This window comes from Oceanisphaera marina, from assembly GCF_014643915.1.
GTDB classification, from domain to species: domain Bacteria; phylum Pseudomonadota; class Gammaproteobacteria; order Enterobacterales; family Aeromonadaceae; genus Oceanimonas; species Oceanimonas marina.
In genome coordinates this window covers 90,220-104,491 of sequence record NZ_BMKE01000005.1, presented here as the reverse complement: position 1 = coordinate 104,491, position 14,272 = coordinate 90,220, and the positions used below count along the sequence as shown (strand labels likewise).

Annotated in this window: 12 protein-coding genes; 6 read left to right on the top strand and 6 right to left on the bottom strand. The window is 54.1% G+C overall.

Features of this window, described 5'->3' with window-relative positions; translation table 11 throughout:
* The 3 genes from IEW52_RS04625 to rmf all read left to right on the top strand — a co-directional run bounded on the left by IEW52_RS04625 (position 1) and on the right by rmf (position 2,724).
* Positions 1-231 carry a glutaredoxin family protein gene (locus IEW52_RS04625; RefSeq protein ID WP_188628899.1) on the top strand — a complete coding sequence of 77 codons (231 nt, stop codon included), beginning with the start codon at positions 1-3 and terminating at the stop codon, positions 229-231.
* Positions 231-2,153 (top strand): ATP-binding cassette ATPase Uup, encoded by a 1,923-nt coding sequence (uup, locus tag IEW52_RS04620; RefSeq protein WP_188628898.1) that lies wholly within the window; start codon positions 231-233, stop codon positions 2,151-2,153. Before IEW52_RS04625 ends, uup begins: the two co-directional genes overlap by 1 nt.
* Positions 2,154-2,547: 394 nt before the next feature.
* The gene (rmf, locus tag IEW52_RS04615; RefSeq protein WP_188628897.1) at positions 2,548-2,724 is read left to right on the top strand and encodes a ribosome modulation factor; all 177 of its coding nucleotides are present in this window, start codon (positions 2,548-2,550) and stop codon (positions 2,722-2,724) included.
* Between the two features lie 124 nt (positions 2,725-2,848).
* On the opposite strand, the gene fabA is transcribed toward rmf, so the two are convergent.
* The 3 genes from fabA to IEW52_RS04600 all read right to left on the bottom strand — a co-directional run bounded on the left by fabA (position 2,849) and on the right by IEW52_RS04600 (position 6,401).
* Complete coding sequence (gene fabA / locus IEW52_RS04610) at positions 2,849-3,394, bottom strand: 3-hydroxyacyl-[acyl-carrier-protein] dehydratase FabA (RefSeq protein WP_268236645.1); 546 nt, start codon at positions 3,392-3,394, stop codon at positions 2,849-2,851.
* 93 nt (positions 3,395-3,487) lie between these two features.
* A complete protein-coding gene (locus tag IEW52_RS04605) occupies positions 3,488-5,443 on the bottom strand; it encodes a Lon protease family protein (protein WP_188628896.1) in 1,956 nt (651 codons plus the stop codon).
* Between the two features lie 232 nt (positions 5,444-5,675).
* Positions 5,676-6,401: a hypothetical protein gene (locus IEW52_RS04600; RefSeq protein WP_188628895.1), complete on the bottom strand. Its 726-nt coding sequence runs from the start codon at positions 6,399-6,401 to the stop codon at positions 5,676-5,678.
* Positions 6,402-6,697: 296 nt separating this feature from the next.
* Here IEW52_RS04600 and IEW52_RS04595 point away from each other — a divergent pair, with 296 nt between their 5' ends.
* The 3 genes from IEW52_RS04595 to IEW52_RS04585 all read left to right on the top strand — a co-directional run bounded on the left by IEW52_RS04595 (position 6,698) and on the right by IEW52_RS04585 (position 11,092).
* Positions 6,698-8,254, top strand: coding sequence for a methyl-accepting chemotaxis protein (locus tag IEW52_RS04595; protein ID WP_188628894.1), 1,557 nt, complete (start codon positions 6,698-6,700; stop codon positions 8,252-8,254).
* A gap of 127 nt (positions 8,255-8,381) precedes the next feature.
* Positions 8,382-8,987, top strand: a complete 606-nt coding sequence (locus IEW52_RS04590) for a biliverdin-producing heme oxygenase (RefSeq protein ID WP_188628893.1) — start codon at positions 8,382-8,384, stop codon at positions 8,985-8,987.
* A gap of 32 nt (positions 8,988-9,019) precedes the next feature.
* A complete protein-coding gene (locus tag IEW52_RS04585) occupies positions 9,020-11,092 on the top strand; it encodes a sensor domain-containing diguanylate cyclase (protein ID WP_188628892.1) in 2,073 nt (690 codons plus the stop codon).
* A gap of 17 nt (positions 11,093-11,109) precedes the next feature.
* Here IEW52_RS04585 and IEW52_RS04580 read toward each other — a convergent pair whose 3' ends face one another.
* The 3 genes from IEW52_RS04580 to IEW52_RS04570 form a co-directional block, all read right to left on the bottom strand.
* On the bottom strand, positions 11,110-12,063 hold the full coding sequence (locus tag IEW52_RS04580) for a class I SAM-dependent methyltransferase (protein WP_188628891.1): 954 nt from the start codon (positions 12,061-12,063) through the stop codon (positions 11,110-11,112).
* A gap of 71 nt (positions 12,064-12,134) precedes the next feature.
* Entirely contained in the window at positions 12,135-13,472 is a 1,338-nt protein-coding gene (locus IEW52_RS04575) for a DEAD/DEAH box helicase (protein ID WP_188628890.1), read from the bottom strand.
* Positions 13,473-13,878: 406 nt separating this feature from the next.
* On the bottom strand, positions 13,879-14,184 hold the full coding sequence (locus IEW52_RS04570; RefSeq protein WP_188628889.1) for an MTH1187 family thiamine-binding protein: 306 nt from the start codon (positions 14,182-14,184) through the stop codon (positions 13,879-13,881).
* Positions 14,185-14,272: the final 88 nt, after the last annotated feature.

The following is a 14,272-nucleotide window of genomic DNA, read 5'->3' as shown; positions in this document are numbered from 1 at the left end:
ATGAGCCTGACGCTGTTTTCTACCGACGGTTGCCATCTGTGCGAACAAGCCTGGGCGCTGTTGGAACAAACCGGCTTGAGTGCCAATACCCGACTCGAAGATATTATTGACGACGAACGGTGGCTGGCAGCGTACGCGGTACGCATTCCGGTATTACAACGCCCAGACGGCGGTGAGCTGGATTGGCCTTTTACGGCTGCCGATATTCTTGAATTTAGTAGAGTGACTTAATGAGTTTATTGACCCTGCAAAATGCCCAGTTGGCATTTGGTGATGCTCCGTTATTAGACGGAATAGAATTTAATATACAGGCCGGAGAACGCGTCTGTATTGTGGGCCGTAATGGTGCCGGCAAGTCGACCCTGATGAAGGTGATTGCCGCCGAAATACAGCTGGATGACGGTCGCCGTCAGTTGCAGCAAGACGTCAATATTGCTCGTCTTGAGCAAGATCCGCCCAAGGTCGACGACGATCAGACCGTATTCGACTATGTTGCCGGTGGTCTGGCCGAAATGGGCGACCTGCTGGCCAAGTATCATCATCAGCTGGAAAAGGTCGCCCACGACTGTTCGGAAAAGGCGCTCAATGAACTGATGCGCCTGCAAGAGCAGGTGGAAGTGGCCAATGGCTGGCACTTCGACACCCGCATCAATCAAAGCCTGACGTTGCTGGAATTAAATGGCGACACCCGACTGAATGATTTGTCTGGCGGTTGGTTGCGCAAAGTGGCACTGGCCCGGGCCTTGACCAACGAACCGGATATCTTGTTGCTCGATGAGCCTACCAACCACCTGGACATTGACGCCATTGCCTGGCTGGAAAGCTTTTTGCTGGATTTCAAAGGTGCCATCGTGTTTGTGAGTCACGACCGGGCCTTCATTCGTAAAATGGCCACCCGTATCGTGGATCTTGACCGTGGTAAGTTGTCCAGCTGGCCGGGTAACTATGATGACTATCTGGTGAACAAGGAAGAAGCATTGCGGGTGGAAGCCGAGCAAAATGCCTTGTTCGACAAGCGACTGGCACAGGAAGAAGCCTGGATCCGCCAAGGGGTAAAGGCACGTCGTACCCGTAATGAAGGCCGAGTTCGCGCCTTAAAAGAATTGCGGGTCGAGCGCAGCCAACGTCGTGAAAGCGTCGGCAAGGTGAGCGTGACCCTGGATGATGTGCGCCGTTCTGGCAAAATTGTGTTCGAGGCAGAAAACCTCAACTTTGCCTACGAAAACAAACCTCTGCTCAATAACTTCTCTACCCTGATCCAGCGCGGCGATAAAATTGCGCTGGTTGGCCCCAACGGTTGTGGCAAGAGTACGCTTATCAAGTTGTTGCTGGGTAAGCTGGAGGCGGACTCCGGTACTCTGAAGTGCGGCACCAAACTGGAAGTGGCCTATTTTGACCAGTATCGCGAGCAGCTGGATCCCGAGCGTACCGTGATGGACAATCTGGCCGAAGGTAAACAGGAAGTGGAAGTGAATGGACGCAGCCGTCATGTGCTGGGATATTTGCAAGACTTCCTGTTCGAGCCCAAGCGGGCGCGTACACCGGTTAAAGCCTTGTCGGGCGGTGAGAAAAACCGCTTGTTGCTGGCCAGATTATTCTTGAAGCCCAGCAACCTGCTGGTACTCGATGAGCCAACCAACGATCTGGACGTCGAAACGCTGGAGCTGCTGGAAGAATTACTGGCCGAGTATAAAGGCACCTTGCTGCTGGTCAGTCACGATCGGGACTTTATTGATAATACCGCGACCCATTGCTGGTTATTTGAAGGTGAGGGCAAGGTCAGTGAGTTTGTAGGGGGATATCAGGATATGCAGCATCAGCTGTCGTATCGCGCACCTGTACAGAGCAAAACGGCCAAGAGCAAAGACAATAGTCAGAATAAAGAGTCGGCAGCCAGCGTCGAGGCCAATACCAAGGCCAAGAGTGCGAATAAAAAACTGCCTTACAAGTTGCAGCAAGAACTGAGCGGTTTGCCTGCCAGGCTGGAGCAACTCGAACAAAAGATCGAGTCACTGCAACAAGTAGTGAATGCGCCTGACTTTTTCAGCAAGAGCGAAGATAAAACCCAGGCGACCTTGCAGCAGCTGGCCGACGTGGAAGCCGAGTTTGAAACGGCGTTTGCCCGTTGGGAAGAGCTGGAAGCGCAAAGCTGAAAAAACACAGCCAGCAAAACGGCGCTAAGCTGTCGGCCCTAAGCGAGCAGTAACAAACCGACACTCAGCTAACATTTAAACACTCCCATGCCTGGCTGGGAGTGTTTTTTTATTGCTGCGTCACGGTCGCCTGGTATCAGGGGTTGACCGAGCCTGCCTCGGTATCTGCTGCTTGCCTGAAGTTGCTCCCGCAAATCACGTTGCACGTCTCAACCTGTCGTATTTGATCAATTAAAAAGTCTCATATCATCAAGCAGTAACCGAAATCAGGCGTCATTGGTTGAAATTCAACCTTGATCTTGGCAGCTAATTGCATTATTGATAAGGGGCGGTGGTTAGCAAATCTGTAACATCATCGCATGCACTTTTTGTTGATTAAATGAGGGTTATACCTATGAAGAGACAAAAACGTGACCGTTTGGAAAGAGCGCGTACTCGCGGTTACCAGGCCGGTGTCAGTGGACGAGCAAAAGAAAATTGCCCCTATAATGACTTTGATGCCAAAGGGCACTGGTTGGGGGGATGGCGAGATGCCATGGAAGATAAAGGCTCGGGCCTCTTCATAAGATAATATGATTCGGCTGTCAGTAAACTTCGAATGATAAGCCAGAATCAACCTTGATGTGTAACATCATAAAAAAGGCCCCGCATTGACGGGGCCTTTCTGGTTCAGAGCTTCTGGCTCAGAACGTTTGTTAGAACTTGGACGTATCGGTAAACAGGCCGACTTTCAAGTCTTTGGCTTCATAGATAACGCGGCCATCAACTTCTACTGTGCCATCGGCAATGCCCATGATCAGCTTGCGCCAGATCACGCGCTTCAGGGTGATTTTATAGGTGACTTTTTTTGCGGTAGGCAGGATCTGACCGGTAAATTTCACTTCACCTACGCCCAGTGCGCGTCCTTTACCCGGGCCGCCTTTCCAGCCCAGAAAAAAGCCCACCAGCTGCCACATGGCATCCAGACCCAAACAGCCAGGCATGACGGGGTCACCAGGGAAGTGGCAACCAAAAAACCACAGATCCGGATTGATATCCAGCTCAGCAATAATTTCGCCTTTGCCGTGTTCGCCGCCTTCATCGCTGATGTGCATAATGCGATCCATCATCAGCATGTTGGGAGCGGGCAACTGGCTGTTGCCGGGGCCAAATAAATCACCCTGGCTGCACGCCAGCAGTTCTTCTCTGGTAAAAGCGTGTTTACCCAGTTCTTTCTGTGAAGGCATATCTTGTGAAGGCATAGTTTCACTATTCCGTTATGTTCAGGCCTGAGCCTAGCGTGTAAATTGGCGTCACTTTAGCGAACAGTTGTTCACCAGACAAGTCCGATCACTTCAGCGTCGGAACAAGCGCCGTAAAAAGCCGGTTTCCATGGTGTGACCGTTAAGGTCATCGAGTCTGTCTCTGATACGACCAAACAAGGTGTCGGGTTGCTCCACATCGCCGGCCACACTGCCGGTAAGCAACTCGATGGCTTGTGCTACATGTGCCACCGGATAAATATGAAACTGCCCTGCGGTCACGGCGGCGACCACTTCGTCGGACAAATTCAATTGCAAGCGGTTACTGGCAGGCAAAATGACACCTTGCTTGCCGGTTAAACCCTGAATTTTACACAAACGGTAAAATCCTTCTATTTTTTCGTTAACACCACCCACCGGCTGCACATTACCAAACTGATCGACGGCGCCGGTGACGGCAAAGTGTTGATAGATTGGCTCTTTGGCCAGCGCGGATAGCAGGGCGCACAAACCGGTGAGCGAGGCACTGTCGCCGTCTATTTCATGGTAGGACTGCTCAAATACCAGATTGGCTGACAGAGGGGAAGGATGCTCGGCACCAAACAGATTGGCCAGATAACCGTGAATAATCATCATCGCCTTGGCGTGAATATGGCCGGCAAGATCGGCTTTGCGCTCAATGTCGGACACATCACCATCACCCAGGTGTACGGTGGCGGTCAGGCGTACCGGCTCCCCAAAATCATAAGGATGTCCGGTAATCTGAATCACAGACAGACCGTTGATCTGGCCCACTTCCTTGCCCTGGGTTTGCAGCAGATACTGGCCATCGCGTACGCCTAAATCTGACTGCTCTATCAAATAGCTCAGGCGATGATCCTGTTCTTGTTGCGCCAGCACCAGGTGGGCATCGGTAATCAGTTCACTTTGCTCGCGCCGTGCAATCACGTCGGCCAGTTGCATCATGGCCACCAACTGCGCTTCCACCAGAGACAACTTGTGTTGATGCTCACTAAGACGACAGCCGTAACGGCACAACCGCAAAATGGCGCCAGCATCCATGTCCAGTAACTGATACTTCTGCCTTAGGTGCGATAAGAAGCCCAGATAAGCGGGTAGATCGTCGCGTGCATCCCATTCCGGAATAATATCGGCGCGTAAAAAGGCCAGGGTATCGAGTTCGCGGTCAAGCAGATAAAGCTCGGCCACTGCCAGCCGGTCACCCACCAGCACCAGATGAATATCCAGCGGGGGTGGCTCGGGCTGAAAGTAAAACGCCGCCATTTCGGCCGAACGGCTCCACTCTATTTGACGGGTTATCAATGCATTTTTAAGGCGAAACCATAAATGCGGCTGCTCCAGCAGCTCTTCTATGGGCACGATTAAATAGCCGCCATTGGCCTGATGAATCAGCCCGGGCTCCAGCAGGTGGTGATGACTGAACACCGAGCCTTGCTCGGTTTGAAAGTGGATAGCACCAAACAGCTGCTCCGGGGTGAACTGGCGCGCATAGACCACGGGCATGGTGGTGTCGTGACGATGCACCATCAGATTAATCAATACCGGATGGCTAAATCCTTGTCCGGCCGCCACATGCTGAGACAGCAAAGACAGGTAATCGGCGATTTTGTCGTTATTATCCTGCTTTTTCAGGATGCGCTGCACTATGTGCTCGGCTTCCAGGTGGCGAGAGGATAATTCCAGCAACTGGCCAACCAGCTCGCAAAACTCGAGACCGGTGCCGGCTTTCAGCCTCAGCCAAATCGGCTTTTGCGGATGATTGAGGTTTTCTGCGTAACAGAGGTCGAACAGATCCGCATGATTCGCATGTTTCTTTACCAGACTGTCTACCAGCTCTTCGTAATCGACACCGGAAAAACCATTCAGCAATAAAATGGGATTCACCGCGTTAAGCGCCGACAAGGTAGCAAAAGCGGAGTCTGCACGCGCCTGCAAGGCACTGAACGGGGTAGTGGGTACCTCGTTAAGGCTGGCTATCTCGGGCAGAGTAAAAACAGGGTTCAGTTCAACGGGACTCAGTGGCTGCACTCAAAAACTCGTCAAAATTGATAAATGACCGCCAGTATACTGCAGCCAGCCTTGGGGTCGACAGCTCGATGGCCAATATGCGGCAAAAAGCCGTTTTATCCGATAAAACCTCACCAAAACCGATGAATTTTTATGCAATTTCGCGCTATGTCAAATAACCGGGCCTGGAATGAAACACCACAGCGGCGCCCCTGCTGATAAATAGCCATTAATAATCAGTCAACACGTGAGCTTAACGGCTGGCGCGTTTGCGATAGTCAGCCAGCTGCACCACGTTATCGAGTGCCGGCATATCCGGGTAAGGGCAGGGAAAGTCGCCGGACTTGGTGTTGGGGTAGGTGCTGGCAGCCAGGCTCGAGCCAAAGCGAAACAGTGCATCGTCCAACAAGCGGATCATGGGCCGAAAACGCGTAGTACGACGGGAGCCTATGTTCTTTTCCAGCTGGTTGATATGCATGGCCAGCCCGTAACACTGGTTGTCATCCAGATAATCCAGGCCTTCCTGTTCCAGGGTTTGGGTAAACCAGAGTCCGGCATCGGTAATATGACCGTTGATGCTGCGATCCAGATTATTGAACCAATGTGACTGACAGCGCTGATGGGTAAAGGCATCCACCATTAACGGCAGCTCGTCATCGGTAATGGCGCCGCTGTCTATCGCCAAATGCAGCGCTTCGTTGCCCCAGCGCTCTAACAACACCTGCTCCAGTTCCATCTGGCTGGGCGGGGCGTGAAAGGGCAGAAAAATAACGTAGCGGCTGTAAGCCTCCATGGCCACTATGGTGAAGTACTGATCATCGGCACCGTGTTTTAACAGGTGACATTGCCAGGACACCTTGGCAAAGCCGGTGCTCAATGGCTGGGTGCCAACGCCTTTGCCATCCGGACTGGGAATGCGTGGCAGCGAGAGTTCAAGCCAGCGTGCCAGGGCGTTACTGACCGAGATGATGATATCCATAAATTCCCTTGAGGTGTCATTTGGTTGAAATTTACACTTATGTGCAAATAGAGATCGCTTTTTTACACTAACGCTAAATAAACAGACTGATAAAGACGATATACTTAAAAAGGCGGGGCATGTTAAATGTGCTTTCCGTTATAATAATGAAAATAATCACGGAAGAAAATGCAGGTGGGTTGAGTAGAGAATATTGAACTGCATGCCTTGAGCCGATGATGTCCGATTATCGGCCGTCAGTCTTGCTCGCTTCTATACTGACGCATTAACCTCTGTTTCAAGTAAGGTCATCTGATATGAGAAAAAACCTGCCGATTACCGACAGAGAAAAAGCCTTTGTTACCCACGAAAAACTCATTACCGTTACCGATAAAAGCGGCAACATTACCGAATGCAACGACGCCTTCATAGAGATGAGCGGATTCTCCCGCGACGAATTGCTAGGCCAGCCCCACAACATAGTACGCCACCCCGACATGCCCGCAGAGGCGTTCAAGGTGATGTGGTCACACCTTAAGGCGGGTAAGCCCTGGATGGGGATGGTAAAAAATCGCTGCAAAAATGGTGACTTTTACTGGGTGGATGCCTATGTGACACCCATGACCCGCAATGGCGAGATTATTGGTTACGAATCGGTTCGCTCCTGTCCCCAAAAAGCCGACGTGGCTCGCAGCCAACAGCTTTATAACAACATACAAAAAGGCAAACGACCTCAAGCTCGTCTCAACCTGGTAGCGCATCAGGTGTTTTTAGTGCTGGCGCTACTCGCCTGGGGCGGGGTGTTGCTCGCCGGCCACAGCGCGGTGGCACAAGCCTGGTTGGCGAGCGCTGTGGTTATTTATGCTGGTTGGGCACATTTGCAGAATAAGGCGACCATAGGCTCGCTCAATGGTTTGCTGAACAATGCGTTTACCCATGAGCTGGCCGCACTGAGTTACACCGACGATAAAGGCGCAGTCGGTCAACTCAAGGTGGCGATTTTAAGCAGTGTTGCGCATCTGGGAACTGTCATTAGCCGCATTGAAAACGCGGCAAAAAATGTGGCCCATGAAACCGACGCCGGCTTTACCCTGACCCAGGGCACCCGCTCTGAAATTGAATGCCAGCAGGCCGAAACCCTGCAGGTGGCCACGGCCATGAATGAAATGACCACCACCATTGCCGAAGTATCCCGGCACGTGAACGACACCGCCGTGTCTGCCGATACCGCCAATGGCCTGGTGGCACAAGGTACCGCCATTGCCGAGGTGACCAAGCGCTCGATCGAAACCCTGCGCAACACGGTCACCGATATCAGCCAGTCGGTGTCGGCAGTCTCTGAGCAAACCGTCAATATTGCTAAGGCGGCACAAATGATTGAGCAAATTGCCGAACAAACCAACCTGCTGGCGCTGAATGCCGCCATTGAAGCCGCCCGTGCCGGTGAGCAGGGCCGAGGCTTTGCCGTGGTGGCCGATGAGGTGCGTAACCTGGCGCAACGTACTCAGCAGTCTACCCAGGAAATTTACAGCATAGTGAACGAGCTGACCGCCCGGGCCGATAACGCGGTGAAGGTGGCTAATCAAGGGGCTGCCAATGCCGAAGAAGGCGTGGCTCGGGTCGTTGAAAGCGGTGTGATGCTGAATGGTATTTCCGACGCGGTGGGCAACATTGCCAGTATGTCCACGCAAATGGCGGCGGCGGTAGAGCAACAAGCCCATGTTGCCGAAGACATTAACCGCCAGGTCGTGAATATTTCCGGTTTGGCGGATTCCAGTGCCGACAGTGCGACCAAGGCGTCCAGCTCTCTCACTTACTTGAAGAGCATTGCCGGCGACCTGCACGAGCTGGTGGTTCGTTTCAAGCAGGCTTAACGCCTGAACAGGGCAGAGGCAGGGATGAGCTTTAACCCTGACTCTGCTCTGTCTATTCGATAGACGTTGCGCCGCGTCATACTTCTCTCGATAATAGTGCCTTGTAATCGGTATTTGAGAGAAAATAATGAAAGCGACCTGCGCGCTTGGCGCCTATCTCAAACAATCCACCCGGACGGCACACCAAGCGCTGGATCAACATCCGCTGTTGCGGCCTTTGGTTCAGCCCAGGTTGCAGCCATCAGACTACAGGCGTGCACTTCGGGCGCTGTATCCTGCTCAATATCATTTGGAAGATACGGTGCGCGACGGGCTAGACCGTTTGCAGCTGCACTATCCTTTATTGTTGCGTGCTCCTCTGCTGGCCGATGATCTCGTGGCCCTGGGGCTCGATATACCTGCCCATGAAGAGACCTTGACGTTAACTCCCTCAATGCGAAATGTAACCCGTATTGGCCATCTGGTGGGACTGCTGTATGTGCTGGAAGGTTCCCAGCTGGGTAGTCGAGTGATAGCGCGTAATATTCACCGCACCCTGGGCCCGCAGATGGCGAGTGAGTATTTTTCCGTTGCCGAAGAAGCCAACAGCTGGCAACATTTTTGGCAGTTTGCCGAGCAGCATTGCCCCGAAGCACAATGGTCCGCGGCAGCCCAGGCGGCCGATAATGCATTCCAGCTGTTTGCACTCTGTCTTGATGTTGCCCAGACGACGGACTCCTTTACTACCGCTTGAGATAACGTTTCTCTTAATTAGAAGAATTGATCGTGCCCCCAAAGTTAACCCCCGAACTCGCGGCACTGCAGGCGCAGTGCAACAGAGAAATAATACATACTCCCGGTGCCATACAGCCTGGGGGCTGCTTGCTAAGCCTGGATCTCGAGCAAAATACCGTACTGCAGGTGAGCGCCAATATCGAGCAGTGGCTGGAGGTGAGTGTTGAACAGGCGCTACAGATGACCCCTGTGAGTCTGCTGGGTGATCCTTTGATCAAACGTGTGCGCCAGGGGCTGCAGCATAAAGAGCGTTTGCAGGGCCGTGTCAGCCTGACCCGTCAGCGTGGTGGGCGACGCTGTCGTTTTAGCGGGATAGTCTATCGTCATCGCCAACGGGTGGTGGTGGAGCTGGAGCAGATAGCAGGTATGTCGGAGCGGCGCCTGCTGCCAGCGGTCAATGAGTGGCTTAATGGCCTTGCCGAGACCAACACCGAAGAGGCGTTGTTGCAGTTGCTGGTGACGGCGGTGCGCAGTCTCACGGGGCATGACAGAGTCATGGTGTATCAATTTGATGCAGACTGGAACGGCACCGTGGTGGCCGAAAGCCGCAGTCAGGCAGCGGAAAGTTACCTGGGACATTCGTTTCCGGCCAGTGACATACCGCCTCAGGTACGGGCCAAGTATCAGAAAAATACGGTGCGCAGCATTCCCGATGCCACGGCGGACAGGGTGCCCCTGGTGCCTGCGCAGGATGCCAGGGATCCGACTCCCCTGGATTTGTCGCTTGGCATACTGCGGGCGGTGGCTCCCTCGCATCTGGATTACACTCGCAATATGGGAGTCAAGGCAACGCTGTCGGTGGCCATGCAGGATCAACAACATTTATGGGGGTTATTGGCCTGCCACGGCCTGGAACCGGCTCCCTTGTCTCCCCTGGTTCGCGATGAGGTCTGCACCCTGGTGCACATGGCCACCCAGCGGCTGTTCTTGCTCAAGGCGCGCGCCGAAACTCTGTATTTACAGCGCGTGCATGACTGCCGTGAGCGGCTGGCCGAGGCACAGATGAACCTGCTGGATCCGGGGCTGCTGTTATTGCAAAGTCAGGAATGGCTGGAGTTGTTCAATGCCAGCGGGTTGGCACTGCTCAAAAATGGCGCAGCCTACAGTATTGGCCAGGCGCTTCCCCAGGCCGAGTTGCTCAAGATAGGCGCTTGGTTGAGTCAGCATCATAATAGCACCGGCGTGTGGAGCAGCCAGCATTTGGCCGGCACACCGCTGGCGGCTGCCTGTGATCTTGGGGAGGTGTGTGGCTTGCTGGCGGTACCTTTGCCGGTGGATGCCATACCGCAAAACTGGCTGTTGCTGTTGCGCGGCGAGCGCCTGAAAAGTTATCGCTGGGCCGGCTGGCTGCAAGCGCAGTCTTATTACGATCAGGGACGGTATCAGCTGTCGGCCAAGCGTTCGTTTGATGCCTGGGTCGAGCTGGTACGTGATCAGAGCGAGCCCTGGCTGCCTCATGAGCAAAAGGCGGCACAGGATATTGGTGATGACTTGCGCGTTACTATTCTGATGAGGGCCATCAGCACCTTGAATGAACGGCTGACCAAGGCCAATCGCAGCCTGGAAGAGTTGGCCTGCACCGATGCCCTAACCCAGGTATGGAATCGCTACCGCATCGAGCAGGCCATTGAGCGAGACATTCAGCTGGGCGAGCAATTGGGTCAGCCATCGGTCTTGCTGTTGTTGGATGTGGACTTCTTCAAGTCCATTAATGATCAATACGGCCACGAGGTGGGCGATGCGGTACTGGTGACCTTGGCGGACATCCTTAGGCACAGCCTCAGAGAGACAGACTCCCTGGGTCGTTGGGGGGGAGAGGAGTTTGTGATCCTGGCGTCCGGTTGCAGCCTGTCGGATGGACAGGCCCTGGCCGAGCGGATCAGAACAGCGGTGTCTGACATGCAGTTTGATCAGGCCGGTACCGTGACCCTGAGCATAGGGGTCAGCCAATGGCAGCCCGGCGATCAGCGCAGCCAATGGGTGGATCGCGCCGACCAAGCCATGTATGCCGCCAAGCAGGGCGGGCGCAACCGGGTCGTGATCGAAGCGGCTCTCGACGTTTAACGCTGTTTTCGCTGGCCTTAGCTGCCGGCGGAAAACACCAGCGTCTTGAGCCCTGCCTCCGGATTGATGTCGGCAAATTCGGGCGGATTGTCCAGTCGCTCGACAAACTGCAGGCTGGGCGCATGCTCGGCCATGTTGTCGATTAAAAACTGGCTGGGAATGTCGGGGTCGTTGACGCAGGCCAGCACCTGACCGTTTTCAGTCAGTAGTTCGGGCAGTCGCCGCAAGATCTTGTGGTAATCCTGAGTCAGCGCAAAGCTGCCTTTTTGAAAGGACGGTGGATCGATAATGATCAACTCATAAGGCCCCAATTTGCGTACCTTGCCCCAGGATTTGAACAGTTCATGGCCCAAAAAAGTCACCTTTTTCAGATCATGGCGGTTTAACCTGTGATTGTCTCGGCCTCGACTGAGCGCCGCCCTGGCCATGTCCAGATTCACCACCTGGCTGGCGCCACCGGCAATGGCCGCCACCGAAAAGCCACAGGTATAGGCAAACAAATTCAACACCCGTTTGCCCTGGGCGTGCTGGCGCACCCAGTCACGCCCCAGGCGCATGTCCAGAAACAAGCCGTGATTTTGATTGCGGCCCAGCTCCAGCTGATATTTCAATGCCTGCTCACACACCACAGGCCGTGGCTCAAGCTCCCCCCAGAGAACTTCGACCGGCGCACCGGGTCGGCTGCGATGTTGCAATAACACCGCCCGCGCGCCACTGTCTGACCACGCGGTTTGCTGGGTAAAAGACACTAGCAGCTTGCTAAGTTGAGCTAAAAACGCCGGTTCCGGCTCTTTGAACAAGGATACCCATAGCTGATCACCCAGCCAGTCGGCGGTAAGCTGCTCCAGGCCTGGCCAGCACCGGCCGCGACCGTGAAACAAGCGCCGCAGCTCTGTTGGGCCTTGAGCCTGCTGCTCGGCAAAGCGCAGTGCAAGTTCGGTATTAAAAACGGGTAGGGCGTGGGTGTCCATCAGACTCTCGGCTAGCAAAATAGCCCGCTATATTAGCGAGCCGCGCACCATAAGACTACCGTGCGTGTCGCCTAGCCCTTGACCGACTTGTTACGGCGTTGATTGGCGTTGCGTCTGTTGGCCTGTTTATCACGGGGCGGGCGCTTGCTGCGCACATCACTGGCGGGCTGATCCGTTACCGGAAAACCGGGCAACGCCTGCAGCGGCAAGGCTTCACCGGTCAGCTCACGAATCGCGGCCAGCGCACCGGCTTCACCATGACACACCAGGGACACCGCCACGCCTGTTAAGCCGGCCCGAGCGGTACGGCCCACGCGGTGTACATACACAGGTGCACTGGGTGGCAGATCCAGGTTAACCACTACCGGCAGGGCCGTCACGTCGATACCGCGCGCCAGTAGGTCGGTGGCCACCAGTACCTTGATGTCACCGTTTTTAAAGGCCAGCAATGCCTGCTCGCGCTCGGTCTGGTCTTTCTCGCCGTGCAAAGCCCGCGCTTGAATACCGGCTTTATTGAGTTTTTTGGCGACTGCATCGGCACTGTCGCGAGCATTAATAAACACCAACACCTGTTGTTGGTTAAGTTGTTCTTGCAACAGCTTAATCAAGGCCTGTGCTTTGCTGCCTTTATTCACCAGATAACAGGTTTGTGATACGCCCTCGACCACGCTGTTTTGGCTCCCCACGGCAAAACGATGAGCATTAGGGGCTAGCTGCGTGAGCTGCGTTGCCAACTCGTCGGGCAAGGTGGCAGAAAACAACAACTGTTGTTGCAGGGAGGGCATGGCGGCCATCAGTTTTTGTATATCCGGCCAAAAGCCCATTTCCAGCAAGCGATCTGCCTCATCCAGGACCAGGTGCTGCACGGCTTTCAACGAGATCAGCTTTTGCCTGAGCAAGTCCAGTAACCGGCCCGGCGTAGCAATCACTACTTGTGCGGGCCTTTCATTAAACTCCGCGATTTGTTGCTCCACGTCTACGCCGCCACACAGAGTGGTCAAGGTCAACGACACGCTTTGTGCCAGGGGACCAAGCACGGTACTGATTTGAGCGGCCAGCTCGCGGGTAGGCACTATCACTATGGCGCGCATATGGGCCCGGCTGTAGGGCGCGGTAATGAGGTCGCTTTTGTTCTCCGCTGCTGTTTGGGCTATCTCTTGTTGTTCTGTTAGTCGTTGCAACAGGCCCAAGCCAAAGGCCAGGGTTTTGCCACTGCCGGTAGGGGCCAATGCCAGCACATCCTGGCCCTCGATGATCGAAGGCAGCGTTTGTTGTTGTACGGCGGTGGGCACTTGGCATTGTGCGGGCAGGGCCGCCAGCAAGCCGGGGTGAAGATTAAAGGCACTAAAAGTGAAGGATTCAGGCATGGTAATACACTCATCAAGAATACGTGCATTAACCACACGCATGAATAACATCTACCGGCAGCAGGCCGCCAATAGGCAAAAAAGCAAGACGCGCAGTGTAACAGCGCTGCTTTGCAAGTAAACCATATCGTTAAAGCGACTATTGCTAGTATAAATGTCTAGTCTGCGTGGTTTGGCCCCGGGGAATTTTGATACTGTGCAGCATAAAATTCTGCTCGGGTTGAATTTTGTTGGTTTATCAAACAGTCTGTCGTCGAGCGACGGGTAAACAGCGGCATCATAAGCCGATTCCATTGAGTACTTATTAATGCGGTTATTGTATGAGTGAACGTATGCCAATAACCGCCGTTTAACGCCAGACATTGAAACGATCTGCTATCACCGAGGCTGAAGAGGGGCCCCGGTGATGACTACTTTATAGGGGTGATAACCAACGTTGCGCCAAGGGTTATCCTGCGGTCAGCTTGTCTTGCACGCTGGTCACCTTGTCCGCCATGGTCTGCTCCCGGTCAATCCGGGTGCCGACTTTCATGTGGCTGGTAATGCGCACCGCACCGGCCGCATGAAGATCCTCGTGGCATCGTTTTACCGCCGCCATCACCTGTTCCCATTCGCCTTCAACGTTGGTGCCATAGCCATGCATGCTGTGGGTAAGGCCGGCCTCTTCAAATATCTTCTGGCACATGGCCACATAAGGTGAAACCGAGGTGCCCACGCCGCCGGGCGACACCATGATATCCATTAAAACGTACATCAGCATTTTCCTTGTTTTTGAAGAATGACATCATCTTCAACTCAGAGTAGGCGCAGTAACAAGAGCCAGTCATACCCTATGTAGGGGC

Excerpts from the sequence above, each read along its gene's own strand:
- IEW52_RS04580 (WP_188628891.1), bottom strand. The coding sequence starts at position 12,063 with ATGGACACCCACGCCCTACCCGTTTTTAATACCGAACTTGCACTGCGC.
- fabA (WP_268236645.1), bottom strand. The coding sequence starts at position 3,394 with ATGCCTTCACAAGATATGCCTTCACAGAAAGAACTGGGTAAACACGCT.
- IEW52_RS04575 (WP_188628890.1), bottom strand. The coding sequence starts at position 13,472 with ATGCGTGTGGTTAATGCACGTATTCTTGATGAGTGTATTACCATGCCT.
- rmf (WP_188628897.1), top strand. The coding sequence starts at position 2,548 with ATGAAGAGACAAAAACGTGACCGTTTGGAAAGAGCGCGTACTCGCGGT.
- uup (WP_188628898.1), top strand. The coding sequence starts at position 231 with ATGAGTTTATTGACCCTGCAAAATGCCCAGTTGGCATTTGGTGATGCT.
- IEW52_RS04625 (WP_188628899.1), top strand. The coding sequence starts at position 1 with ATGAGCCTGACGCTGTTTTCTACCGACGGTTGCCATCTGTGCGAACAA.
- IEW52_RS04595 (WP_188628894.1), top strand. The coding sequence starts at position 6,698 with ATGAGAAAAAACCTGCCGATTACCGACAGAGAAAAAGCCTTTGTTACC.
- IEW52_RS04590 (WP_188628893.1), top strand. The coding sequence starts at position 8,382 with ATGAAAGCGACCTGCGCGCTTGGCGCCTATCTCAAACAATCCACCCGG.
- IEW52_RS04570 (WP_188628889.1), bottom strand. The coding sequence starts at position 14,184 with ATGTACGTTTTAATGGATATCATGGTGTCGCCCGGCGGCGTGGGCACC.
- IEW52_RS04600 (WP_188628895.1), bottom strand. The coding sequence starts at position 6,401 with ATGGATATCATCATCTCGGTCAGTAACGCCCTGGCACGCTGGCTTGAA.